Consider the following 24,406-nt stretch of genomic DNA (forward strand, 5'->3'; position numbering starts at 1 on the left):
TAAACAATAAAAGTGGATTCCGGCTAAAAGACTGCCGGAATGACCGTAATCCCCCTTGTCATTCCCGAATGCTTTTATCGGGAATCCAATGTTAAATAGACTGACTGGCGTTCCATCAAAAAAATCTGCTGCTCACCTTAAGTGAACAGCATTAGAGTGTTTGACTCTGGTTTTTATCGTGTTAATTATTGTCGTTAACCTAGGTTATGACTTAGCTTTTTCCATGAGACTTAGGTTTTTCCATGAACAGTGCTCATTGCACGGCCTGAAGGGTCAGCATTAGCTTTAAAACTCGCATCCCACTCTAATGCTTCTACAGTACTACAAGCGATAGATTTACCACTAGGAACACATTTTGCCGCACTTTCTTGAGGGAAATAACCTTCAAAAATGGTGCGATAAAAATAACCCTCTTTAGTATCAGGAGTGTTTACAGGGAAACGGAATTCAGCTGACGCCATTTGTGCGTCAGTCACTTCGGTTTCGATATAGTCTTTAAGTGAATCAATCCACGAATAGCCTACACCATCACTGAACTGCTCTTTTTGGCGCCATAAAATTTCCGAAGGTAAATATTCGTTATTGTCGAATGCTTTACGTAATACCCATTTTTCCATTTTTCCATCAAGGCACATTTTGTCTTGAGGATTTAAACGCATCGCCACATCCATAAACTCTTTGTCTAAGAATGGTACGCGGCCTTCAACACCCCAAGCAGACGTGGATTTATTGGCTCGTGCACAATCGAACATATGCAAACGGTTAAGTTTACGTAAGGTTTCTTCATGAAACTCTTTCGCGTTAGGCGCTTTGTGGAAATACAGATATCCACCAAATATTTCATCAGCCCCTTCACCCGACAACACCATTTTTATGCCCATCGCCTTAATTTTGCGGCTAAGGAGATACATAGGTGTTGAAGCACGTATTGTTGTAGTGTCATAGGTTTCTATGTGATAAATCACATCACGCAAGGCGTCGATGCCTTCTTGTACAGTAAAGTGCACTTCGTGGTGTACGGTACCTATCATATCTGCAACTTTTTGAGCGGCTATCAAATCCGGAGCGCCTTCTAATCCCACAGCAAACGAATGCAAGCGAGGCCACCAAGCGTCGGTCTTATCGCCGTCTTCAATACGCTTAGCCACATATTTGGCGGCCACTGCAGATACCAAAGAAGAGTCGAGTCCCCCTGACAACAGCACACCATATGGCACGTCAGACATTAGGTGAGATTTTACTGCTTTTTCGAATGCTACTTTTAAATCGTCTAGGTTGGTTTCGTTATTTTTGACATTCTCATAGTCCATCCAATCACGTTTGTAATAATTGGTTAACTGACCAGTTTTACTCCACAAGTAATGACCAGGAGGAAACTCTTGAATGGTTTTACACACAGGCGCTAGGGCTTTCATTTCGGAAGCGACATACAAATTGCCGTGTTCATCATAGCCAGTATACAAAGGAATAATACCCATGTGGTCACGAGCTATTAGATAACTGTCTTGCTCTGCATCGTATAGAATAAATGCAAACATGCCTTCTAATTCGTCGATAAACTCAATGCCTTTTTGTTGATATAAAGGCAGAATGATTTCGCAGTCAGACTTGGTTCTGAAATCATAAGGTGTTTCTAGCGCAGCTTCTAACACTTTATGATTGTATATTTCGCCATTCACGGCTAACACTTGATTATTATTGCGGCTGATTAGCGGTTGAGCGCCTGTGTCTACGTCGACTATCGCCAAACGTTCGTGACATAAAATAGCATTATCATTATTCCAAATCCCTGACCAGTCAGGTCCGCGATGGCGGAGTAATTTGGAAAGCTCTAACGCTTGCGTTCTAAGTTCTGCTGCATCACTTTTGATGCCCAGAATACCGAAAATACCACACATAAAAATATTTCTCTTGATTGCTGGTTATAGGGGCTTGGCTAACAAAGTAAAACAAGCCTGATAAGGCGATCGTATTGTTTGTTTTTATTGGTTCGACCGCGCACTTGAATTTGCCAGTCTGAGCGAAAAAAGCAAGGATAAACTGTGATTTTCTTACATTAGAAAGGAATTACTAAGAACAATGCTTGTTTTAGAAGGTTTAGATGGAGCCAATTGAGGCTGGCAGTTTGTCGTGTTGCAGCCGATCATGTAAATGAGAGTCGGATTTTAGCTAAGAACAAAGGTCGAATCTGGATCAAAAAGATCCTCTATAGTGGTTTACGACGTCCTAAATCAGTTTATGAAGGGGATAGATTGACGCCCATGCACACCAAAAATTGTGGGCGTTAATATTCAGTCTTTTATTTCAGTTATTGACAGTGAAGTAACATTGCAGATAAGTTTGTTATACTCATTGCTAATTTAGTTTTGGTCTTTAAAGGAGATCCATTTTGTCTACACACACGTCGAATAAAAAATATCGATTAGTAACTCGCAGTGATTTTGATGGACTGGTTTGTGCGGTTCTTTTAAAAAAATTGGATCTTATTGACGATATAAAATTTGTACACCCAAAAGATATGCAAGATGGTATTGTAGAGATTACCGATAATGATATTACCACCAACTTGCCTTACGTTTCGGGCTGCTTTATTGCCTTTGATCACCATTTAAGTGAAGTGACAAGAAGTGGCGAGAAACAACAACAGAATCACATAATTGATCCTGATGCTCCTTCTGCTGCGCGTGTTGTATTCGATTACTACGGTGGCACTGAAAAGTTCCCTGCTGCTTGGTCGGATATGATGGAAGCGGTAGATAAGGCGGATTCTGCTCAATTTAGTAAAGACGAAATTCTCAATCCTACTCAGTGGGTTTTGCTTAACTATTTAATGGATAGTCGCACTGGTTTAGGACGTTTTCGAGATTTCCGAATTTCTAACTATCAGCTAATGATGGAGTTAATTGATTATTGTGGTAATCATACTATCGACGAAATCATGACATTACCCGATGTGCAAGAAAGGGTAACGGTTTATATGGAACACGCCGAAAAATTTAAAGCGCAGCTATTAGCCTGTTCAACAGTTCATGAAAATTTGGTGGTACTGGATCTTCGAGATCAAGAAGTCATCTATGCAGGCAATCGCTTTATGATTTACGCTATTTTCCCGCAATGTAATATTTCTATTCACGTTATGTGGGGACTGAAGAAACAAAACACCGTTTTTGCTATTGGCAAATCGATTCTTGATAGAAGCTCGAAAACCATAGTTGGTGACTTGTGTTTGCAATTTGGGGGAGGCGGACATCAAGCGGCCGGTACTTGTCAGGTATCCAATGATAAAGTGTCTGAAACTCAGGCAGCGTTAATTAAACAAATTACCCAAGACGGTTAGCGATTAAAATTAACCGCTACGATTAACGGCCAAAATAAATGAGGAGCATGTGAATGACACTGCTCCCCATTAATCCAGTTCTGTAATAAATAGAACCTTTACTCTACATTGACTCTATTTGTTATTTACGCTGAAACTCACTACTAGCATTCCACTTCGGCCAATCATCTGATGACACTAGATCGTACCCAACTTCAAACAACATCTGGGTATCCTGCTGAATGCCTGACAAATCCCAGTTCTCACGATACTTATCACAAACCTGATGATAACAACCAGTCACAATCACGTTAGTACGCTTACGATATGCAGCTGTCGCTTCGTCTATGGGCTCTTCTCCACCCTCTGCATAAAGAGCGGGTACACCTTGCTTGGCAAAACTGAAATGGTCAGAACGATAATAATATCCGGCTTCAGGGCGACCTTCTTGTACTAAGTGGCGACCTTGGCGTTTTACCGCTTTTTCTAGATAGTTTTCCAATTCAGACTTACCCATTCCAACCACTGCGACATCTTTGGTTTTACCTAATACATTCATGGCATCCATATTGATGTTAGCGACGGTTTTAGCTAATGGGATGATTGGATGTTGTGAATAATACTTCGATCCTAACAAGCCTTGTTCTTCGGCGGTGACAATTAAAAAGGTAGTCGAACGTTTAGGTGTGACAGTTAATTCAGAATAGGCTTTCGCCATAACGATTGTCGCGGCAGTGCCGGTGGCATTGTCATGGGCTCCGTTATAAATTTGGTCACCATCTTTGCTTTCATCTTTACCTAGATGATCCCAATGGGCGGTATAAATGACATGTTCGTCAGGATTTTCAGAGCCGGGTAAGGTCGCAATGAAGTTATAACTAGTGGATTTTTTAAAGCTATTGTTAACGGTTACCGAGGCTTCTAACCCGATACTTTTGTTGTATGGTGCCGCAATCGCTTTGGCTTTTTCTTCGGCAAAATTGAGTCCAGCATCCGCGAATACTTTTTGTGCGGCCTCTGTGGTTAGCCAACCTTCTACAGATACCCTATCTGCGTTACCGTTTTCGCTTACAAGGCCATACTGAGGGCCACTCCAGCTATTGGCCACCACACTCCAACCGTAAGAAGCGGGGATGGTTTCATGCACAATAATGGCTGCAGCGGCACCTTGGCGGCTGGCTTCTTCGTATTTGTAAGTCCAGCGACCATAGTAGGTCATGGTTTTACCTTGAAACTTATCACCTTGTGGATTTTCAAATCCAGGGTCGTTAACTAAAATCACTACGGTTTTGCCTTTTACATCAAGACCTTGGTAATCATTCCAATCGTATTCAGGTGCGTTAACACCGTAGCCAACGAATACTAACTCCGAGTTTTTTAGCTCTACTTTGGCTTGCTCTCGCTGGGTAGATGCCATCATGCCTTCTTTGTAGACAAATTTATTTTCGCCTATTGTTATGGTCATATCTGGGGCGGCGGTCATTTCAATCAGTTCAACGGGTTGTAAATAACTATCTCCATTACCGGGTGCATAGCCCATTTTTTTAAAAGCATTGACTAAATAATCAAGGGTTTTTTGTTCACCAATAGTGGTGGGCAGGCGTCCTTCAAATTCGTCAGAGGCTAAAATTTTGATATGTGTTTTTAAATCATCAGTGTTAATGGATTCATAGACATCAATAAAGTTATCGACAACCACTGGCATAGTGTCCGCTGCTGTTGTTTCAACTGTTTTATTTTGGCAGGCTGATAGCGCCAATGTAAAAGGAAGGCATAACGCCAGAAGTTTATGGCAAGTTTTCATATTGTTGCTCTTGTAGTTAAATGGTATATCCCCATCCTTTTTACATTAGATCTAACTCAAGGGCAATTATGACTGTTTGGCATCAGGATTTTATCAAACAAACCACTATGCTACCTATGCAGCAGCTTGACGGGATTTTTAGTCTGTCAGGTTTGACTGACTGGCCCAACGCCTATGGCCTTAATCAGTTAAAGTCTGGTTTTGGTAATAGGCCTATTCCGAAATTTGTTTGTCAAAATCAACTCCCAGAAACAGACTTATATTACGAACAGATTATCCATGAGCAGAATATTATTCCGACTCGGCCTAATAGTTGGCATGACTTGTTTAATGGTTTGATTTGGTTGCAGTTTCCCCAAATTAAAGGGTTAATTAATCAACAACATGTTGCCGACATTAAATTTCATGGTTTGTCGCCTAGAACAACGAGACGTAATAACTTAACTCATTTTGATGAATGTGGTGTGATCTTAACCTATGAAAAAAACTCGATTGCAGAACAGTTACTAGAGGATTTGGCTACGCATAAGTGGCATTCTGTTTTTGTCGAAAATAGAGCGGTTTGGGGTAAAGAACTCAATAGTTATATGTTTGGACACGCCAATTTAGAAATGTTGTTACAGCCTTTTATTGGTCTTACAGGAAAATGGCTGGCTTTGGAAGTCGACCGCCAATTTGCGAAGTTGGGTTATGGTGAGCAATTAAATTTGCTGGATACCTTGATGGTGAATTATATAAAAAGCGCTAATATTTTTGCAGAAAAAAAGCCCATGGGCCCTTTACCTTTGCTAGGCATCCCAGGTGTATGGGATGCCAACAAGAATCCGAATTTTTATAATAATACGGATTATTTCAGACCTATGGGACGATTAAAAAATAATGATTAATGTCCAAATAATCCAAATCGTCAGATAAGGGGCAACCGCTATGGTGTAGTTTCTGTTGGCCGAAAACTTGGTCCATTGACTTAAGCCAACTGCGGTCAAATACATCACCCAAATTGATTCTAACCGAATGCTTTGCAGCAACGAAGACCATTGGGAACTAGTTTCGATAGAAAAAATAAATGCTAGAGAAGTAGGAGCTAAACTGACAGGAGACAACTGATTATCTTGGGCTAATACCACCACAAGGATACTAATAAGGCTGCACACCACTGAAGGTAAACTGATCCACCAAGCAAACCCATACCAATCTGTATAACCTTGTACACATTCTTCGTCAGATCTAGTCATTATGTTAAAATACAGTGCCAATATTGCGTTACTGATGATAACCACTAAGACTGAACCAAATACCCCAGCCCATAATGATTGAGCTTGATCTGCCATGGCGTTGCGCACCGCACTTTGCTCAGCTGGACTTAGATCTCCAGCCACAGATTGCACCATTAATTCGTTGTACCATGCAAAATCGACAAAATTGAAATATAGATAGATCGGAATGGCACCAGTCGCAGCAATGAATAAAAACGGGATCCACGACCAATTATCGACTTCGTTAATGGTGGCGAATACTCGATTAGGTTTGGTGATGATGTCCTTCATAGCTTGGAATGGGTTACTGACTTGCTGCATTTAACTCCCCTAATTTAATCTTTGGCACGTAAATATTTAATTATTAATAACGCTAGTCTGAGCGAATTGATTATTGTTACATATTTTTTTTGTTTGGCGCATGTAATAAATCACAAAATTCAGAGACTATACCCCTAAGTTCGTCACTTACTAGGAAACGGAATGATAGAAATAAAACAATTAGCAAAAAAGTTTGCTGTGGAAAATCCTAAAAAGCTCAGTGAGCAAGAGAAAAAAGACCCGCGACTTAAGGGGCGTTATTTTCATTCGGTGCAGGATGTGTCATTTACCTGCCAAAAAGGTGAAGTATTAGGGTTGCTTGGACCCAATGGTGCCGGCAAAACCACTACTTTGCGAATGTTATCCACTGCTCTAAAACCAGATGGAGGTAGCGTAGAGATTGATGGCGATAATGTTTTAACTAATCCAGTTATTGCTCGCAAAAAAATTGGTTTTTTGTCGGGCTCAACTGGACTATATGGCAGATTAACTGGCCGAGAAAACATCCATTATTTTGGGCAATTACATGGAATGAGTGAGGACGCAATCGTGAGTCGTGTTGCTGAATTGGCTGATCTTTTGGATATGCATGGCTTTTTAGACCGTCGTTCGGAAAATTTTTCGACAGGCATGAAACAGAAAACGGCTATTGCACGGGCTGTGGTGCATTCTCCCGAGCTGGTGATTTTAGATGAGCCGACTACAGGGTTGGACATTATGGCGACTCAAACGGTGCTTGATTTCATTCGAGAATTAAAAGAGCAGGGTACACCAGTCATTTTTTCAACTCATCATTTGGATGAAGTGCAAGAATTATGCGATAAGGTCACAGTTATCGACCAGGGTCGTACCATGTTTGACGGTGATATCGCTAGTTTTAAAGCACTCGCTGCTGGCTCATTGCATCAGTCATTTATGACTGCTATCCAAACATCAACTGGCGAATAGGGAGAATAAGTAATGTGGTTAGTATTTAAAAAAGAAATAAAAGAGTTATTACGTGACCGTAAAACTTTGTTTTTTATGATTGCCTTGCCTCTGTTAATTTTCCCTTTGATTTTTGGGATTGTGGGTTTTGTTAGCAAACAAGCTATCGATAAAGCGGAAACTCAAGTGCTTAATTACGCTTTGGTTGGTGGTCAATATGCGCCTGAAATAGTCAAAGAGTTACAACAGCCAGAGAAATTCAAACGAGTCGAAATTGCAGAAAATGCTGACTACTCAGAGATTATTCGCAATGAGACCGTTGATTTTGTACTTGAAATTCCAGCGAATTACTCCAGTGACGTGTTAGCTAATGGTCAAGCCAATATTAAGCTGTACTTTAACGATGCGGGGTTGAACTTGGTTTATACCCGAGTAAACGAAATAGTTGCGAGTCAATCTGAAGTGTTTCAACAAAGTGCGTTTGCAACCTTGGGCTTAAATGAAGCGAAACAAAGCGCACTGATAGAACCCATAGTATTAGAAAAAGTGAATACCGCAGATGATCGCGAAAATTGGGGTGAAAAAATAGGGGGGATGTTGCCCTACCTGTTATTCATTATCTGTTTAACTGGTGCCATGGCGCCGGCGACTGATATAGGAGCAGGTGAAAAAGAGCGAGGTACCCTTGAAACCCTGTTGATTTCACCTATTGATCGCAACAAAATTGTAATGGGTAAATTTTTAACTATTGCTTTTGCTGGCACTATGACAGCCTTAATAACCGTCGCCAGTATGGTGATTTGGGGCTTAGTGCTAAGCCAAGGTATGGCGATTAAATTTGTCGCAGATTTTATGGCGCAGATTGCCATGTTAGATTTTCTGCTGATATTTTTAATGTTGGTGCCAGTCGTCGCTATTTTTGCTGCGGTATTACTAAGTATTTCTATCTATGCCAAAAGTTTCAAAGAAGCGCAGAGTTACATGGGACCTATGACGATTTTAGTCATTGTACCTATCATGTTGGCACTCTTACCTGGAGTCGAACTAAAGGGAGCTTGGGCTTGGGTACCTATTACTAACGTTTCTCTTGCTATGAAAGAATTAGTTAAAGGTACAATGGATTACTACCAATTGTTTGCGATTTTTGGTTCAACTGTGATTATTGCAGGGGCATTGTTCGCATTTTGTGTCTATTGGTTTAATCAAGAAAAAGTGTTGTTCAGATAATCTCAGATTATTATACGCTTTAGACGTTTAGTAAAAATTGAACCATGGTTGAACCCATGGTTTAATTTTTAGGATGGTTAATACGGCAAACAATTGCCATATCAATTCAATTCTTTGCCTGAGCTATTTAGGCGTTCCTAATGCAGTTTTTGCCAGCTTGTTTCGCAGCATAAAGTGCTTCATCTGCTCGCGAAAAAATGCCTATCTGAGAATCGTCTGCTAGATACGTTGCACTGCCTATACTGCAGGAAATTTGATGTTGTTGCAGTAACGGTTGGGATTCAATTGCACTGCGAATACGTTCTGCTATTAAGTGGCTAGTGTGTTTGTCTGCATCTGGTAACAAACAACAAAACTCGTCGCCACCGAATCTAAAGGCAAAATCCGATTCTCTAAGGCTGTGTAAAATAGTGTCTGCACAGGCGACCAAAACTTTGTCGCCAACTTGATGCCCATGAGCATCGTTAACTTGTTTAAAGTTATCCATATCTAATACTAGTAAACTAAATGGTAGATGACTTCTATCTGCATGACTTGCTAATCTAATCATAGTCTCGTCATAACTGGCTCTATTACCCAAAGCCGTTAAAAAGTCCTTCATAGCAAACTGCTTAATTTTATGATGTTCTAAGGCATTTTTAAAAGGGTTGCAAAAATTTACATGCATTTGTTGTAAAATTTGCCAATCCCTTATCGACAAAGGTTGCGACAAAGAATAATCCATTGTGGCCACTACCGTACCCATCTGCATACAATTTAAGGTTTTTACGTGTGAGCTCTGTAAATTCGGGCCAAAATCAACTCTGCTATCTTCGAACTGGATCTTTAATGCAGACAGCGGTAGGGTGTTTTGTAATTGCTGAAAATATAATTCACTCAGCTTAGGCAAATCGATAGTTGTTAGTAATTTAAGGATGAAATTATTCAACTGACTCTGGGTCAACCCTTGCTTATTACCATGGTTTGACTCTTCAAGGTTGAAGTAATTCTCACCGACGTTTGGACTGTATGAATGAGTAAGTTGTTCCAACAGTTTCTCCTGCCAATTAAATGGCGAATTACTAAACAAATTTGACACTTGTGCAGGTTAAAGCAAATACTGTGCCTAGTAGAAAGAAACAAAGGTGAGCCGCGTACCATGCATGGAAATTTAGGCAATATCGTAATTTTAATGGCCGTAGCGGTGGCAACTGTATGGTTATTTAAACGTATCAATTTGCCGCCTATTTTGGGTTACCTTTTTTGTGGTATTTTGGCGGGTCCAGACCTTCTAGCATTATTTGAACACCCTGAAGATATGCAAAATTTTGCCGAATTGGGTATTGTTTTTTTGTTGTTTTCTTTAGGTTTAGAATTTTCACTTCCGAAAATGTTGGCCATGCGACATTTGGTTTTTGGGGTGGGGTTGGCTCAAATGGTATTGACCACCTTAGTTTTTATGGGGATCGCTTTTTTATTGGGCTTTGATAGCAAAGCCGCATTTGTCATCGGCGGAATTATAGCGTTGTCGTCTACGGCAATCGTGATTAAACAAACCAGTGATTTGGGGATTTTAAATACTACTCGAGCACAAGTTGCTGTGAGTATTTTACTACTGCAAGATCTTGCTGTGGTGCCCTTACTTATCCTAGTCCCTTTATTGGCTGCCGATTCCGACCAAAGTTTAAGTATTGCTATTTTATTGGCGTTTCTAAAAGGATTAGTCGTCGTTGGCATTTTGTTGTCTATCGGTAAATGGATACTACCTAAGGTATTTAGAGAGGTGGCCAATACCAGAACCGATGAACTTTTTGTGTTGACCACTATATTAGTCGCATTAATGGCCGCTGGATTAGCATTTTCTTTTGGTTTATCCATGGCCTTAGGCGCATTTCTGGCAGGTATGATGTTGGGTGAAAGCAAATACAAATACCAATTGGAAGCCGATATCAGGCCCTTTAGAGATATTCTGATGGGGTTGTTTTTTATCACCATAGGAATGCGTTTAGAACTGCATAATTTACCAAAGCAAATACATTGGGCGTTGTTAGGCTTGGTTGTTATTGTATTGCTTAAAGTCACGCTTATTCGTATTTCAGCCGAGATATTCAAATTAGGTAAACAAGACGCTTGGGCTGCGGGGCTGAAACTTTGCCAAATGGGCGAGTTCGGTTTTGTGTTGGCTGCATTGGCTGTAGACCACGCTATCTTGAATTCAGAGCAAGGTTCTCTATTATTGACAATTGGTGTGATGAGTATGGCGATTACTCCTTGGTTGGTCGATCAAAGCCCCAAAATTGCAAAAGCGATAAGCCCTGAAGCAATTCCTAATGTTAAAGGCTTAGAGCAGATTTCAGTTCAGGATAAAAAATTGACTGATCATGTGCTTATTTTTGGTTTTGGTCGAGTAGGTCAATCAGTCAGTCGTTTATTAAAAATAGAAGCTATTCAATACATGGTGGTTGATGCAGATCCTATCCGCGTGCAAGAGAGCCAAAGTGCGGGGGAGCCAGTTTATTTTGGCGACGTGAAACAAAAAGATATTTTACGAACTGTTGGTATCGAACGAGCTAAAATGTTGTTAATCACTTTTGATCAACATGAAAAAGCTATGAGTGTGATTCATTTGGTCAAGAGCCTCTACCCCGACTTGCCAGTAGTGGTAAGAACCCGACAAGACTATCGTATGGAGGAATTACTAGCAGCAGGAGCTTCACAGGTGGTACCTGAAATTCTAGAAGGTAGTCTGATGTTAGTGACCCAGGTTTTGCAATTATCGGGCGTACCTATGTCGAGAATACTTAAACGAGTACGTAAAGAACGCAAAGGACATTATGGCAATATGCACGGTTTCTTTCCCGGTGAAACTACCGAGCTTGACTATGTTAAACAAGATAAGTTGGAGTTTATGCATGCGGTAATTTTGACTGAAAATGCCTATGCCGTCGGCAAATCATTGCAGCAACTCAATTTACAGCAATGGCGGGTCAACTTTAAAGGCCTGAGAAGAAACAACTGTGAATTGGCAGAGCCTGATATGAGTATGCCTTTGCTGGTTGGTGACGTGATTGTGATTTCTGCAAAACCTCGCAAGGTTGAGCGCGCTGAACGTTTCCTGTTGGAGGGGGATTAGTGCTTTATTCTATTTTGCCCGAGCTCAAATTATATAGAGTGGATGACACTTATTATAATCCAAAACATTTTGGATCAGTAACAATTGACCTACAGATTCTGCATCCATTGGTTTGGCAAAGACATAACCTTGAAAATTATGGCAACCTAATTTGATTAGGGTGTCAACTTCAGCGAAGGTTTCTGTGCCTTCAGCCAGTATTTGTATATTAAATACTTTACACATAGCAATGATTGCTTCAATTACCTGAAGTTTCCTCTTGTCTTTATCAATATTCTTAATAAATTGCCGATCGATTTTCACTTTTTTAACTGGGTAAGAGATGAGCTTTGCAATACCGGAGTAGCCGATACCAAAGTCGTCTATTGTGATGTCAAATCCCCAACTGGTTAGGTGATGTATGGTTGCTAAGGCTTTTTCATTGGAAATACTTCTTGCCGATTCTGTTAATTCAAGTTCAATTAACTGGGGATTAATTTTGTATTCGCTTAACGGTTTGATCACGTGTTCATGAAAATCATCTTGGTCAAGATCTGCCCCAGAAACGTTGATAGCTACTGGCACTAGTTTTAGCTCAGCTTGTTGCCACAGGCTTATTTGTTTGCAAACGTTTAACACTAACCAACGAGTTAGGCTGGTAACTAGCCCTGACTTTTCCGCTATTGGTATAAAAACACTAGGAGATACTTTACCAATTACCGGAGAACTCCAGCGTAATAAGGCTTCTAAGCCAATTAATTTACCATCCCCTTCTACTTTGGGTTGATATTCGATATGTAATTCATCATTGGCGATGGCTTCACTCAAAAGAATATTAATTTCCTGATGTTCAATAAAGCGCTCCAGACTTGAATTATCGTAGAAGTTAATATCGAGATTACTTGAATTTGCGGCGTACAAGGCGTTGTTTATCAGTTTTTCAGGATCATGATCTGTACCGTCAGATAGCGAAATACCAAGCTGAATATCTAGAGGAATTTTTTGGTCTTCAATGAATGTGTTTTTTGGTAACTGCTCGATAAATGAAGTAAGCAAACTTTGCGTATCTTTGTCAGATAATTCACTGATAACAGTTAAGTTGTTTGGATTGACTGACCCAAATTGGCAAGGCACTTTTGTAACAGATAACCAGTGATCTGCTAGATTGCGGATCATTACCGGAAGTGTTTTAAATCCATGCTTTTGGGCAACAAATTCTGCATTTTTGATGCGGATAGCGACAATGCATAATTCTGAATCTGATTGTACTAAACGGTTTTTTAAATGCCCCTCTAACCACTCTCGATTTGGTAAACGAGTCGCCTCGTCTAAATTTTGCTTTCGATGCAGTAAGCTTTGTGCAGCTAAGGTTTTATGCAGCATTGTTTTAGCTGTTATGTCTTGAATAGTGAGAAAGTAATAATTATTTTTCAGTACGGTACTGCGACTTATTTTAAACATTTTCATTTTGCCGCCGACTGTCAAATTGACAGTTTTAGTGCCTTCTGATTCAGGCATTTCTATAAATAAATCTGCTACATTAATAGCTTGGGCCTGCCGTTTAAAATTGCAGTGTAGCAATTGTTCTGCGGCGATATTCATCTCAGAGACCACTCCATCTGCACATACCACGAGTTTAGCAATATCAGTTTCAACAAATAGCGTTTTATAAAAATCATTTTGCAGTTGCAAATCGACATTCTGTTCGATAATACGTTTGTTTAAACGAGAATTTGCGACATTTGCGCGCGCGATGCCCATCGGGATACAGACATTAAAAAACAAAAAAATGATACTAAAAATATAGGCGTTAGCCTCTTCCAGATAGGGATGTTCGTGCATGTATTGGTTAAGTTGGAAGCCATTTAACAAAGTAACGAAAGGAATAATGTTGAGAAACATGCAAATAACGCCAACTTTAATACCTAACAGCACAAACGCCACTAAGGGCAAAGAAAAAATAAACACGGGTCCTAACATTGCCAATGTTGGGACTTGCACCATTAAATTGATACACACTGCCGCGAGTACAATACTTAATAAGAGACTATATGCGCTAATACGATAGTGCGATTTTGATAGCCAAAGTTGTAAACCGCCCACTAGGTAAAAGCATACTAATACCGGTAGCGTGACATAGTATTCAACCTCAAGTGTTTTGACAACGCAGTGAACTGCGACTACTGCGTATAGTGAATAACAGCTAATCATCATGATACGCAGAGCACTTATTCGCCATTTTTCTATGCCGGAAAACGTACTTTCATCATCTGACAGCATCAAATAGTCTAAAAAGGAATTTTTCAATTTTTCGATCATTCTATATGCCTTATTTACCCCAACACTTGAAAAACGTTTCACATCGAATAAGCCCCCCGCTTCCGATGCTAACTCAAGGGTAATATAGCGACTACTTTTAACTATCGTCATGATTGTTATGATATTTTTAAATACTGTCAAGGTATATTTTTTTGCCGTTATAGTCTGTGTTATTTATGTCTATTTACGATATTGAGTGGGATTAAAACTGCTTGTCGATGATAATGAGGAATAATTTAATAATGTAACGGTGTCTTTATGGCTTCTATTCACACTTTGGTCGCGCCCAACAAGGGCAATGTTGTCGCAGTTTTAGTTAAACAAAATCAACAAGTCTACATAGACCAACCTTTAGTTATTATCGAAGCTATGAAAATGCAAACCACCCTGAGCGCGAATGTTGCGGGCAGGGTGAAGCACCTTTTTGTGAGCATTGGTGATGATTGTGATGTGGGTATGCCAGTCATTGAATTAGCCGCTGATAGTGTCAATGGCACAAAAACCAACGAAGAGCCCGAGACTCAAAATACCAACCTAATGTTACTCAAGGCGTTGCGCTCAAGAAAGGCGCTGACTCTCGATGAATATAGAATTGAGCAGCAACTAAAGCGTCACCAAAAAGGGTACTTAAGCGCCAGGGAAAATTTACAAAACCTGTGTTGTATAGACAGTTTTATGGAATATGGTCAAATGGCTGTGGCTGCGCAACGTTTACGTCGTGACTACGAGGATTTAAAGTCAGCAACCGCTGCTGACGGTGTTATCACTGGTATTGGTCAAATTAATCAAGATTTGGTTTCACACATAAAAACGCCTACAGCTATCGTTATCAATGATTACAGTGTGTTAGCAGGAACACAGGGATTTTTTCATCATCAGAAACTAGATCGAATTTTGGAAGTCGCTGCACAGAAAAAGTATCCGGTTATCATGTATACAGAGGGTGGCGGGGGACGACCAGGTGATACTGATATCACTACAGTGAACTCAGGCCTGCAGTGTCAATCTTTTGCAACCTGGGCTGGGCTTCAAGGAAAAGTGCCTCGTATAGCCGTAGCCAACGGTTACTGTTTTGCTGGTAATGCGGCGTTGTTTGGCGCTGCTGATATCACAATCGCAACGCAAACATCATGGATCGGCATGGCGGGACCCGCAATGATCGAAGGAGGGGGCTTAGGCGTTGTGAAGCCCACTGATATCGGGCCCAGTGCTAAACAGTGCAAAAATGGTGTAGTTGATATTTTAGTGGAAAATGAACAGCAAGCGGCCGAGATAGCGAAGAAATGTCTGCTGTATTTTCAAGGGCCGTTGCTAGATGAGCAAGAGTGTTCATATGCTGATCAACAATTATTAAATCAAGTGTTACCCGAAGACAGACGTTTTGTGTATGACGTTAAAGATGTTATTCACACTATTGCAGACACCGATAGCTTTACTGAAATTAAATCTCAGTTTGGAGGGGCTGTCATAACAGGGTTTATGCATCTACAAGGCCATCCAATAGGCGTGATAGCTAGCAATTGCAAAGTGTTAGGCGGTGCGATAGATGTTGATGCCGGCGAAAAAGCCAGTCAATTTATGGAGCTTTGCCAGCAGTTTTCTATTCCATTGGCAGTGTTGTGTGACACACCTGGATTTATGGTAGGTCCTGAGCATGAAGATAGGGGAGCGGTGCGTAGTCTGTCGCAATTGTTTGTTGCAGGTAGCCAACTTACCGTGCCTTTGGTGGCGGTAGTATTGCGAAAGTGTTACGGATTAGGGGCACAGGCTTTATTGGGCGGCAATACCAGTAAACCTAGTTACACATTAGCCTGGCCAAATGGTGAGTTTGGAGGCATGGGGTTAGAAGGGGCAGTTAAGCTCGGATTCAAAAAAGAACTCGCAGAAGTAGCAGATCCTAACGCCAGAACCGCACTTTACGAAAAGTTGTTGGCACAGCAATATCAAAAAGGACAAGCTCAAGAAGTCGCTAGCGTTCTGGAAATTGATGCGGTAATTGAACCTGCAGACACTAGGAAAATGCTGATATTAGCGCTGCTAGGATAATCTGACAGTTTTACTTTATTTTCTGTGACAATATAAAGCTTAGCACTACCTATTAAGAACCGTATTTAACTTACACTGTACATGAATATCTGTAAGTCTAGGAGCAACCGCGAAGTGGCGAAACCTTGACGTAAACTACTGGTGGATTGTCGAATTATTAAATTTCCAATAATCATTGCTTAATAAGTCGATATGACGTTTATTTATAGGTACGATCACCTTAGCTAGTAAACCAACCTTGTAGGTACAGTATGAAAATTGGGATTTTGTCACGTAATAAAAATTTGTATTCGACTCGCAGACTCAAAGAAGCTGGCCTCGCTAGAGGTCATGAAGTCGATATCATTGATACACTTCATTGTTATATGGATATCACCAGCAGTAGACCAGTAGTGCGTTATAAAGGAAAAGAGTTACCACAATACGACGCAATTATCCCTCGTATTGGCGCTTCGATCTCTTTTTATGGCACAGCTGTGGTTAGGCAATTTGAAATGACCGGAAGTTTTTGTGTAAATGAATCTGTGGCGATTAGCCGCTCTCGTGACAAACTTCGCTCAATGCAGCTCCTATCTAGAAAGGGGATTGGTTTGCCTAGAACGGGGTTCGCTAATCGTCCAGATAACATTAAAGATTTAATCAAAAATGTTGGTGGTGCGCCTTGTGTCATTAAATTGTTAGAAGGCACTCAAGGTATTGGTGTGGTATTGGCAGAGACGGCTAAAACTGCTGAAGCGATAGTAGAAGCGTTTATGGGCTTAAACGCAGACATCCTTATTCAAGAGTTCATTAAAGAAGCAGGTGGTGCAGATATTCGTTGTTTTGTTGTGGGTGACAGAGTGGTCGCCGCTATGAAACGCCAAGGTGCTGAAGGTGAATTTCGCTCAAACTTGCATCGTGGTGGCTCTGCAGTTTTGGTGAAGTTAACCAAAGAAGAAAGAGCGACAGCTGTGGCGGCTGCGAATATAATGGGACTCAATGTTTGTGGTGTAGACCTACTGCGCGCCGAACGTGGACCTGTGGTGATGGAAGTTAACTCTTCACCGGGTTTAGAAGGTATTGAGACCGCCACTGAAAAAGATGTGGCTGATTTGATATTTCAATTTATAGAAAAAAATGCCAAACCTCATCGTACAAGAACGCAGGGTAAGGGATAGCAATGTAGCGCAAATTATCAGCAATTTAAACTCGAATCAAACTAGGCCAAGATAGCTCGCTCTAACTTGGCCTTTTTGGTTGTCTACTTAGCAAGTATGAGTAGCAATTATTTTGGTGAGCTCTGCTTTGGATCAATAATTTTAACTTCTCGTTGAGGAAAGGGTATTTCTATGCCATTTTCACGTAAGGTCTCTAGGATAATTAACATCAAGTCTCCACCTACGCGATTTTTACCATCGTCTATCCCTATCATCCAAAACTCCACAAACATGTTAATGCCGGAATCGCCAAAACTGTCAATCTCGCAGTCAGGACGTTCTTCAAAAGGGACATCCATACCACTAATGACTTGTTCATGTTCTGCTACCGCGACTTTAATGAATTCAACCATACTGCGTACGTCGGTCGAATAAGGTACGGAAAAATCAACTCGGTATCGTTGCTTAGGATCTTTATGAGTCCAGTTGACCATCAAAGAAGAGATAAACTTTTCGTTAGGTACTAAAATGTCTTTACCATCGTAGGTTTCTAATACTGCATAGCGCATTTTAAATTCTCTAACAAACCCTTTTTGTCCGTCATCCAGTTCAACAAAATCACCCACAGTGAGAGAACGATCTAACAGGATAATAATTCCTGATATAAAGTTTGAAGCGATAGATTGTAAACCTAGCCCGAGTCCTACACCCACAGCACCGCCAAATACTGCCAGAGTCGTCAGATTGACTCCCATTATATTGAGCAACAACAACATAACGATACAAAAAAGACTGACCTCAAATAATTTGCTAAATACCTCTTTAGTCGGCACATCAAGGGACGCTTGTTTTTTGATCACCGCTTTGCCAAAGGTATTGGAGGCACGGCCCAACCAAAATAGAAAACTGCCAAAAATAAGTACTCTGGCCACTCCATAAGCAGAAATACTGACGTTTCCAACGTCCAAAGAAATCTCTTCAAGGGCGCGAGTAACAGCGGTTAGCAAGCCCAATAAGTGCAGCATTAATATAGGTAAGCCTACCCATCTAAACAGGGATGCAGCAAACTGATGTTGCACAAACGCCCGTATTAAAGAGTTGAAAAATAGTAATACTGCAATGGCTAATGCGGTTTCGATTAACCAAGGTGTAAAGGTGAGACTTTCACCGGCTTTCGAGGATATTTGCAGTAAAATAATCGCAATTAGAGGAAATAAGATCCCGCCAATTCTATACCCAAGTTTACGCACGGGATGAGCGCTTTCTAAGGGCTCGTTATGTGTCAGTCCAACGCTATGTCGTATTTTATAGGCAACAGCAAAGGACAAAATATAAATAATCACAATAACAAAAAATTGAATATATGTGCGACTGTCTGCGATGGCAAGCTGCGCAGCTTGCAGTGTTTGGTCTAACATTGTTGACACTGATTGTGTGTCCATGAACGTAACTCTTTTTAGATTTGAACCTGAATAATGAAGGATAGCATAGACATTTCATAGCTATTTAACTTGGGATGACTGGCTGTCATTGCGGTTAGCCTAGTGGTCTGTCTGTTGCGGTTCATGCTCCGCTGGATTTTGGAATGCTATGTAACAACTCATCATAGTGTGAGTATATTTTGCCCACATCCATTTGGTTGAGAAATCCGGAACAGGTTAAGTAAGCCAATAAATACCGAGCATCTTTCACCCAAGGAGGCAGATGTTTTGGCGCATTACATAGTCCCATTTTTTCAAGTTTGTATATTACCGGCATATCCTCAATGTCTAACTTGCCACAGAACAAAAGTTTAAGACAATCTGCTCGACCATTGGCTGCTATTGCTTTTAAAAAATTGTGAACTCGGATTAATCCCTCTAAGTAAACTCCATCTTTAGTGAAAGGTGCCCCACCGCTCAAAACACCGCCTCTAAATACTCTACGGCTATTTTCATAGGCTTGAGATTCGTTTCCAATACGTTCAAGAAAGTATTGATATACCTGTAAAAAGTCAGCGCCCTCAATTGCCATTTGAATGGCAATGATGCGATCAGCCAATCGCCTTAGCCGATCTAAGTCAATAGAATTGGTAATGTACTCGGCGAATACGGCCAATCCTTCCTGAGTTTTAGTTGTGCCGGGATGTCCCGCCGCTAAAATTTTAAGAAACGGCTGATTTAAACCATTAATTGAAGTTGCAACATGAATATGAGCCTCATGATTAATTAGCTGTTGTGCGTCTAAATCCGTAAAACACGCGGTTTTTCTGATCCGAATAAGTTTGGGGCTAGCTAAGGCGTTGGCTGACAGTTCATCTACAATTTCAACTTGTGGTGCTTCATCCCCAAACATTTTAACGACTGCTTCTTTCATTTCTGCGGCGATCCCCGATGCTAGATAACAAACAGGGGCGGGAGCTCCAACATCGTAGTTGGCATAACTACTAATTTGTTTGTCAAAACTTTTGGCTAATCCTAGGGGAGTGGATTTACCATCAACAAAAGGGTTAGTGGGTTTACCATAAAGTTTTTCCGAATACTCATAGAACTTTTTAGTGCCGGTTGATGCCATCATTAATGCACTGTATTCGAGTTTAATGGCAATACTTTCAAACCATTTATCTACATCTGATTTTCCAATTAGCGCCCGAGCCTCAGCAACCGCAGACAACGTGTTAGTTGGATCGAAGTCAGAATACATGACTTTAGGTAGCTCTTTACATTGGTTTGCAAAAAACTGGCGTTTTACATCGCGTTGCCACTCTACATGAGAGAGGATCCGAATCGATTGACTGGCACCATACAATAGTGAGCTTAGGTTTTGAATACGGCGCTTTTCTGCTTCCAATGTCATAGGTCTTTACTTGCAATTGTGTCGTTAACAGGTCTGCCTGAAATAGGGGAGCTAGCATTTAATGTAACGGGCAGTGGTTGAGTTGCTTCACCCGAATAGAAACTAATATGAGGGAAAGGAATTTCAATGTTGTTGTCGTCAAAAGCCTTTTTAACTTCTTGATACATAGAATTTTTTAACGATAAGAAGTTCTCTCGTTTGGCCCATACCGAGTATTGAATATTCACAGATGAAGAACCGAAACCGAGTAGAATAAACAAAGGAGCGGGTTCATCTAGACATAAGACATTTTTTGCCGCGACAGCGCCCAATATTTGTTTTACTTGTTCAATATCTTCTTTATAAGCGATGCCAATTTGTAAATCTGCCCGTCGTATCGGAAATTTAGTGAGAGTTGTCACTTGGGATTTAATCATTGATTCGTTAGGAATACGCACAAATAGATTATCAAAGGTTCTTAGTTTAACGGATAACAGATCGATGGAAATGACCTCTCCGGTGGTATCTCCTACTTTGATGATGTCGGTAATCGAGAAAGGCCTTTCCATCATCAAAAATATTCCACTAATAAGGTTAGATGCTGATGTCTGAGACGCAAACCCTATAGCCACACTTAGAATGCCAGCAGCGCCTAATACCACACTTAAATCGAACCCTAATTCTCTCAGGGCGGAAAAAAGCATAAGAATAAAAATGCCATAAAAAATGGCTCTCTTTAACTGTACTTTTCCGTGGGTGCCAAGATGCTTAAACTCTATCCGTAAAACCGCAGAACTGGCTATTTTAGCGATAAAGTAGCCAACGATTAAAATCAGTAGTGCTTTAGATATAGCAAATATATGCAGTTGTTCCATTAGGCTGATCGTTGAGGTTGTTTCTTGCATTGCGGACTCCACACTTAATTAGGGTATTAACCTAACAAGTTCTTAATAGATTTAACCAAATGATGACTGTCAGATAATTGCCGCGCCTGCGATATTAACATCATCTTTCCTGTTCCTTTATTAGGTGGAGAACCTTTAAGCCTCAATCCTGTTTTGTTGCTGTCACTGTGATAGGTAATTTCGACTTCTTGAGTCCAAAAATCTTGATTTTCATCAGTATATAGAGTTAAAAATGGAGCTGGGAGATTAATCCGCTCGATAGTTAAGGTTTCAGTATGTTGGTTTTTTATGATAACTGGAGTAATCGCTCGGTGATCACGTTTTTCAATTTGCGCTAAATTGACCCTAGCATCAGTGTATTTCGCATAACATAACTCGCCTTCCATAGTTGATGGGCCAAACCACGAGTCGGAAGGACGTAAGAAAGGGATATCTACTACTGGAGCAGTTTTGAGTTTTAGTTTCATTAAAAACCATAATGGAGAGCTAACATAGAGCTCGATATGTTCACCGGAAAGAATATTTAACGAAGTGGCAGGTCTTGCCACAATGGAACGGTCAGCCAACATAGGGGAAATGTTGATAGAATCACTCGTTTGATTGACTAAATGTCTTGAGTAGGGCACATCGCTGAACGTATCAGCCGACTTTTGTGAATGAACCGCAATTTGAGAGGTGCTTTCAGAATCTGACTCCTTGTTCCAGATAACCCACTCTTTGTGCAGCCTTTGGATGGCTATCATACGTTTGCCTAAGTCCCAGACTTTAACTTCATCTAGCGCTAAAGAGACGTCTCCCCACCACTTTATTCTTTTTGACATTAACACTCCAGACACGGCAATACAGTATGACTCTTTAGGTTTGTAGCATATATCACGCTAAACACTTTCATTACTACATTTTTGTCGTAGGTCGTTTTTTTAGAGGTAAATAAAAACAGTTGCACAATTACTGAACAATATTATACTGTATGTGTATACAGTTGTTAATTGGAGGCAGCATGAATAATCATTTCAACACTATTTGTGGAGCGAATAAATTAAACCATAGTAGCCTGTGCGCTGAACATTATGCCAATATGGATTTATGTAGTCAGGCGCAAATATCTGAAGACCCTGATAATATTTTAACTCGTATGAATAAACTCAGAGCTTATGCAAAGCAGCAGCAAGCGACCAGAATCAAATCTCAACGGCAACAAATCAGCTTTGGTTTCTAAGGCGCATACCATAAAGTATTGTGTCAATACTCCCTAAAAAGAGCAATTTTGGTTAAGTAATTTAAGGGCAACTACTGCACAATGTTGCTATTAAAATTAATCGAGAAACATCTTTTTGTCTAACTATCTGCAACGGCTCAGTGTGGTTGTTAAATACATTGAGTCTCATCTCAATGAATCAATCACGACGTCTGAATTAAGTGATATTGCGTTTTTCTCTAAGTATCATTTTCATCGTATTTTTGTGGCTCATTTAGGAATGAGTGTGGGTAAATACATTAAGTTATTAAGGTTTAAACAAGTTTCTTATCAATTAGCATTTCGTCATGAAGTGTCTTTATTAGAAATCGCCACTGACTGTGGATACGAGAATGCTTCTAGTCTATCAAGAGAGTTCAAAAAAATTTTAGGGGTAACACCATCTGTTTTTAGGCAATCTCCAGACTGGGCCTTGTGGCATCAGGTTATTGACCCTTTATTATCACAACTCAATTCATTAACTAATTATATTCAGGAGACAAATATGTTAGCTAACAATCATTCCTACGATGTTAAAATTATTGATTTTACACAAACAACTGTTGCAGCTTTAGAGCACCGCGGCGCACCTAACAAAGTGATGGAAACCGTAGGAAAGTTTATTCAATGGCGCAAAGAAAATGGCCCTTTACCTAAATCCAGCGACACCTACAATATTCTCTACGATGATCCTCAAAGTGTTGCGCCCCAAGACTATAGGTTTGATGTATGCGCCTCGATTCAAACACCAATTAAAGCAAATACTTACTCAGTAATAGAAAAGATTATCCCTGGTGGCCGCTGCGCAGTTTTAAGGCATGTCGGAACACAAAGCAGTCTTGGTCAAAGTATTCATTATTTGTATCGTGAGTGGATAATACACAGCGATGAAACCCTCAGAGATTTTCCATGTTTTATTAAACGTGTCACTTTTTACCCCGATGTGCCTGAACACCAAATGGTTACCGAGATTTATCTACCAATAAAGTAACGCATTCCTTGTAAAAACCTTTAAACTAGCTAGATGTTTAAGGTTGGATAATCCAACTTCGTTTTTTAGGAATAATATGATCAATAATGATGTCCTGCGCCGTGTGCGTTATATCTTCGATTTCAACGACGCCAAAATGATTGAAATTTTTGCTCAAGCTGATTACCCCGCAACTGTTGAGCAGCTGCATAGTTGGTTACGTAAAGACGATGATCCAGCATTTGTAGAAATTACTGATTTACAGTTTTCTTTGTTTTTAAATGGTTTAATTAACTTAAATCGTGGAAAACGAGAGGGCGTAGAAGCGCCAGTAGAACGCAAACTGACAAACAATATTATTTTCATGAAGTTAAAAATTGCCCTCAATATGCAAGCTGAGGCGGTTTTAGAAGCAATGAATTTAAGCGGTTTTAAAATCAGTAAGCACGAATTGAGTGCCTTCTTCAGAAAACCAGAAAATCGCCAATATCGTGCTTGTAACGATCAAATAATGCGTAATTTTTTAAAGGGATTACAGATAAAAATACGTGGTGATGGGGGCTAAACGAGTACTTTAATTTTGCTCTAAGTCGTTAAAGTTTAAGCGCTTTCATGTCATTTGTAAGCCACTAGCCGTTGTTTGATTGACATACTTCTTTGTCCAAAGTTGTAAGAAGTATGTCACTAACTGCCAATAGCGAATTAAGTCAAAATTCATCATTAATTAGCGAATAACTATTCGCTGAAATTCGCTCAAGGGTTCAATTGATATTACCAATTGAGTCTTTATGGATTTTCTGGTTCAAGCAAAATTACTGCTAACAATGCAAGCAGTTGCACTTCAACGTTGTTTCTGAAAACCAAAGCAAACACCTACAAACCATACCACGACTGAATAGATGACCGTTGCTGTCAGATTAATATAGAAGTCGGTTGTTAACTACTGCTGATTCAAAATATCAATAAATCGATCCACACAGATAATATCTTCACTGCATATTTGACAAAGTTTGAGCATTACCTTAACTTATGTCTTA

At 40.2% G+C, this 24,406-nt stretch carries 19 protein-coding genes; 10 read left to right on the plus strand and 9 right to left on the minus strand.

Annotation, left to right across the window (positions count from 1 at the left end; genetic code table 11):
- Positions 1-230: 230 nt before the first annotated feature.
- Positions 231-1,898, minus strand: a complete 1,668-nt coding sequence (asnB, locus tag KO534_RS10310; protein WP_215929572.1) for an asparagine synthase B — start codon at positions 1,896-1,898, stop codon at positions 231-233.
- Positions 1,899-2,389: 491 nt separating this feature from the next.
- Here asnB and KO534_RS10315 point away from each other — a divergent pair, with 491 nt between their 5' ends.
- A complete protein-coding gene (locus KO534_RS10315; protein ID WP_215929573.1) occupies positions 2,390-3,337 on the plus strand; it encodes an exopolyphosphatase in 948 nt (315 codons plus the stop codon).
- A 121-nt stretch (positions 3,338-3,458) separates the two neighbouring features.
- Here KO534_RS10315 and KO534_RS10320 read toward each other — a convergent pair whose 3' ends face one another.
- Positions 3,459-5,120, minus strand: a complete 1,662-nt coding sequence (locus KO534_RS10320) for a M28 family metallopeptidase (RefSeq protein ID WP_215929574.1) — start codon at positions 5,118-5,120, stop codon at positions 3,459-3,461.
- Positions 5,121-5,188: 68 nt separating this feature from the next.
- Here KO534_RS10320 and KO534_RS10325 point away from each other — a divergent pair, with 68 nt between their 5' ends.
- Complete coding sequence (locus KO534_RS10325) at positions 5,189-6,007, plus strand: DUF3025 domain-containing protein (RefSeq protein ID WP_215929575.1); 819 nt, start codon at positions 5,189-5,191, stop codon at positions 6,005-6,007.
- Here KO534_RS10325 and KO534_RS10330 read toward each other — a convergent pair.
- The gene (locus KO534_RS10330; RefSeq protein ID WP_215929576.1) at positions 5,990-6,697 is read right to left on the minus strand and encodes a Yip1 family protein; all 708 of its coding nucleotides are present in this window, start codon (positions 6,695-6,697) and stop codon (positions 5,990-5,992) included. The two genes, KO534_RS10325 and KO534_RS10330, sit on opposite strands and share 18 nt — an antisense overlap.
- Positions 6,698-6,859: 162 nt before the next feature.
- Between KO534_RS10330 and KO534_RS10335 the strand changes: the two genes are divergently transcribed.
- Both KO534_RS10335 and KO534_RS10340 read left to right on the plus strand, forming a co-directional pair.
- Positions 6,860-7,645 carry an ATP-binding cassette domain-containing protein gene (locus tag KO534_RS10335; protein WP_215929577.1) on the plus strand — a complete coding sequence of 262 codons (786 nt, stop codon included), beginning with the start codon at positions 6,860-6,862 and terminating at the stop codon, positions 7,643-7,645.
- A 12-nt stretch (positions 7,646-7,657) separates the two neighbouring features.
- Complete coding sequence (locus KO534_RS10340) at positions 7,658-8,851, plus strand: ABC transporter permease (protein ID WP_215929578.1); 1,194 nt, start codon at positions 7,658-7,660, stop codon at positions 8,849-8,851.
- A gap of 127 nt (positions 8,852-8,978) precedes the next feature.
- Here the strand turns inward: KO534_RS10340 and KO534_RS10345 are convergent, their stop codons facing one another.
- Entirely contained in the window at positions 8,979-9,881 is a 903-nt protein-coding gene (locus KO534_RS10345; protein WP_215929579.1) for a GGDEF domain-containing protein, read from the minus strand.
- 108 nt (positions 9,882-9,989) lie between these two features.
- Here KO534_RS10345 and KO534_RS10350 point away from each other — a divergent pair, with 108 nt between their 5' ends.
- Positions 9,990-11,963, plus strand: coding sequence for a cation:proton antiporter domain-containing protein (locus KO534_RS10350; RefSeq protein ID WP_215929580.1), 1,974 nt, complete (start codon positions 9,990-9,992; stop codon positions 11,961-11,963).
- Positions 11,964-11,987: 24 nt separating this feature from the next.
- On the opposite strand, the gene KO534_RS10355 is transcribed toward KO534_RS10350, so the two are convergent.
- On the minus strand, positions 11,988-14,372 hold the full coding sequence (locus tag KO534_RS10355) for a GGDEF domain-containing phosphodiesterase (RefSeq protein WP_215929581.1): 2,385 nt from the start codon (positions 14,370-14,372) through the stop codon (positions 11,988-11,990).
- A 147-nt stretch (positions 14,373-14,519) separates the two neighbouring features.
- On the opposite strand from KO534_RS10355, the gene KO534_RS10360 reads away from it, so the two are divergent.
- Both KO534_RS10360 and rimK read left to right on the plus strand, forming a co-directional pair.
- A complete protein-coding gene (locus KO534_RS10360; protein ID WP_215929582.1) occupies positions 14,520-16,307 on the plus strand; it encodes a carboxyl transferase domain-containing protein in 1,788 nt (595 codons plus the stop codon).
- Positions 16,308-16,558: 251 nt separating this feature from the next.
- Positions 16,559-17,464, plus strand: coding sequence for a 30S ribosomal protein S6--L-glutamate ligase (rimK, locus tag KO534_RS10365; protein WP_215929583.1), 906 nt, complete (start codon positions 16,559-16,561; stop codon positions 17,462-17,464).
- 107 nt (positions 17,465-17,571) lie between these two features.
- On the opposite strand, the gene KO534_RS10370 is transcribed toward rimK, so the two are convergent.
- From KO534_RS10370 to KO534_RS10385, 4 genes are all read right to left on the minus strand, one after another.
- The gene (locus KO534_RS10370) at positions 17,572-18,885 is read right to left on the minus strand and encodes a mechanosensitive ion channel family protein (RefSeq protein ID WP_215929584.1); all 1,314 of its coding nucleotides are present in this window, start codon (positions 18,883-18,885) and stop codon (positions 17,572-17,574) included.
- 121 nt (positions 18,886-19,006) lie between these two features.
- A complete protein-coding gene (locus KO534_RS10375) occupies positions 19,007-20,278 on the minus strand; it encodes a flavohemoglobin expression-modulating QEGLA motif protein (protein WP_215929585.1) in 1,272 nt (423 codons plus the stop codon).
- Positions 20,275-21,162, minus strand: coding sequence for a mechanosensitive ion channel family protein (locus tag KO534_RS10380; protein ID WP_215929586.1), 888 nt, complete (start codon positions 21,160-21,162; stop codon positions 20,275-20,277). The genes KO534_RS10375 and KO534_RS10380 overlap by 4 nt, the downstream gene beginning before the upstream one ends.
- Before the next feature lie 26 nt (positions 21,163-21,188).
- On the minus strand, positions 21,189-21,983 hold the full coding sequence (locus KO534_RS10385; protein WP_215929587.1) for a hypothetical protein: 795 nt from the start codon (positions 21,981-21,983) through the stop codon (positions 21,189-21,191).
- 179 nt (positions 21,984-22,162) lie between these two features.
- Here KO534_RS10385 and KO534_RS10390 point away from each other — a divergent pair, with 179 nt between their 5' ends.
- From KO534_RS10390 to KO534_RS10400, 3 genes are all read left to right on the plus strand, one after another.
- Positions 22,163-22,381 carry a hypothetical protein gene (locus tag KO534_RS10390; protein WP_215929588.1) on the plus strand — a complete coding sequence of 73 codons (219 nt, stop codon included), beginning with the start codon at positions 22,163-22,165 and terminating at the stop codon, positions 22,379-22,381.
- A gap of 115 nt (positions 22,382-22,496) precedes the next feature.
- Complete coding sequence (locus tag KO534_RS10395; RefSeq protein ID WP_215929589.1) at positions 22,497-23,390, plus strand: AraC family transcriptional regulator; 894 nt, start codon at positions 22,497-22,499, stop codon at positions 23,388-23,390.
- A gap of 76 nt (positions 23,391-23,466) precedes the next feature.
- Positions 23,467-23,934 (plus strand): DUF1456 family protein, encoded by a 468-nt coding sequence (locus tag KO534_RS10400; RefSeq protein ID WP_215929590.1) that lies wholly within the window; start codon positions 23,467-23,469, stop codon positions 23,932-23,934.
- The last annotated feature ends 472 nt before the right edge of the window (positions 23,935-24,406 follow it).

The sequence above is a fragment of the Paraglaciecola arctica genome, from assembly GCF_018861065.1.
Lineage (GTDB): Bacteria > Pseudomonadota > Gammaproteobacteria > Enterobacterales > Alteromonadaceae > Paraglaciecola > Paraglaciecola arctica_B.

Coding starts and splice junctions, on each gene's coding strand:
- KO534_RS10350 (WP_215929580.1), top strand. CDS start 9,990: ATGCATGGAAATTTAGGCAATATCGTAATTTTAATGGCCGTAGCGGTG.
- KO534_RS10375 (WP_215929585.1), bottom strand. CDS start 20,278: ATGACATTGGAAGCAGAAAAGCGCCGTATTCAAAACCTAAGCTCACTA.
- KO534_RS10385 (WP_215929587.1), bottom strand. CDS start 21,983: ATGTCAAAAAGAATAAAGTGGTGGGGAGACGTCTCTTTAGCGCTAGAT.
- KO534_RS10390 (WP_215929588.1), top strand. CDS start 22,163: ATGAATAATCATTTCAACACTATTTGTGGAGCGAATAAATTAAACCAT.
- KO534_RS10400 (WP_215929590.1), top strand. CDS start 23,467: ATGATCAATAATGATGTCCTGCGCCGTGTGCGTTATATCTTCGATTTC.
- KO534_RS10370 (WP_215929584.1), bottom strand. CDS start 18,885: ATGGACACACAATCAGTGTCAACAATGTTAGACCAAACACTGCAAGCT.
- KO534_RS10355 (WP_215929581.1), bottom strand. CDS start 14,372: ATGACGATAGTTAAAAGTAGTCGCTATATTACCCTTGAGTTAGCATCG.
- KO534_RS10380 (WP_215929586.1), bottom strand. CDS start 21,162: ATGCAAGAAACAACCTCAACGATCAGCCTAATGGAACAACTGCATATA.
- KO534_RS10335 (WP_215929577.1), top strand. CDS start 6,860: ATGATAGAAATAAAACAATTAGCAAAAAAGTTTGCTGTGGAAAATCCT.
- KO534_RS10360 (WP_215929582.1), top strand. CDS start 14,520: ATGGCTTCTATTCACACTTTGGTCGCGCCCAACAAGGGCAATGTTGTC.
- KO534_RS10330 (WP_215929576.1), bottom strand. CDS start 6,697: ATGCAGCAAGTCAGTAACCCATTCCAAGCTATGAAGGACATCATCACC.
- asnB (WP_215929572.1), bottom strand. CDS start 1,898: ATGTGTGGTATTTTCGGTATTCTGGGCATCAAAAGTGATGCAGCAGAA.
- KO534_RS10340 (WP_215929578.1), top strand. CDS start 7,658: ATGTGGTTAGTATTTAAAAAAGAAATAAAAGAGTTATTACGTGACCGT.
- rimK (WP_215929583.1), top strand. CDS start 16,559: ATGAAAATTGGGATTTTGTCACGTAATAAAAATTTGTATTCGACTCGC.
- KO534_RS10320 (WP_215929574.1), bottom strand. CDS start 5,120: ATGAAAACTTGCCATAAACTTCTGGCGTTATGCCTTCCTTTTACATTG.
- KO534_RS10325 (WP_215929575.1), top strand. CDS start 5,189: ATGACTGTTTGGCATCAGGATTTTATCAAACAAACCACTATGCTACCT.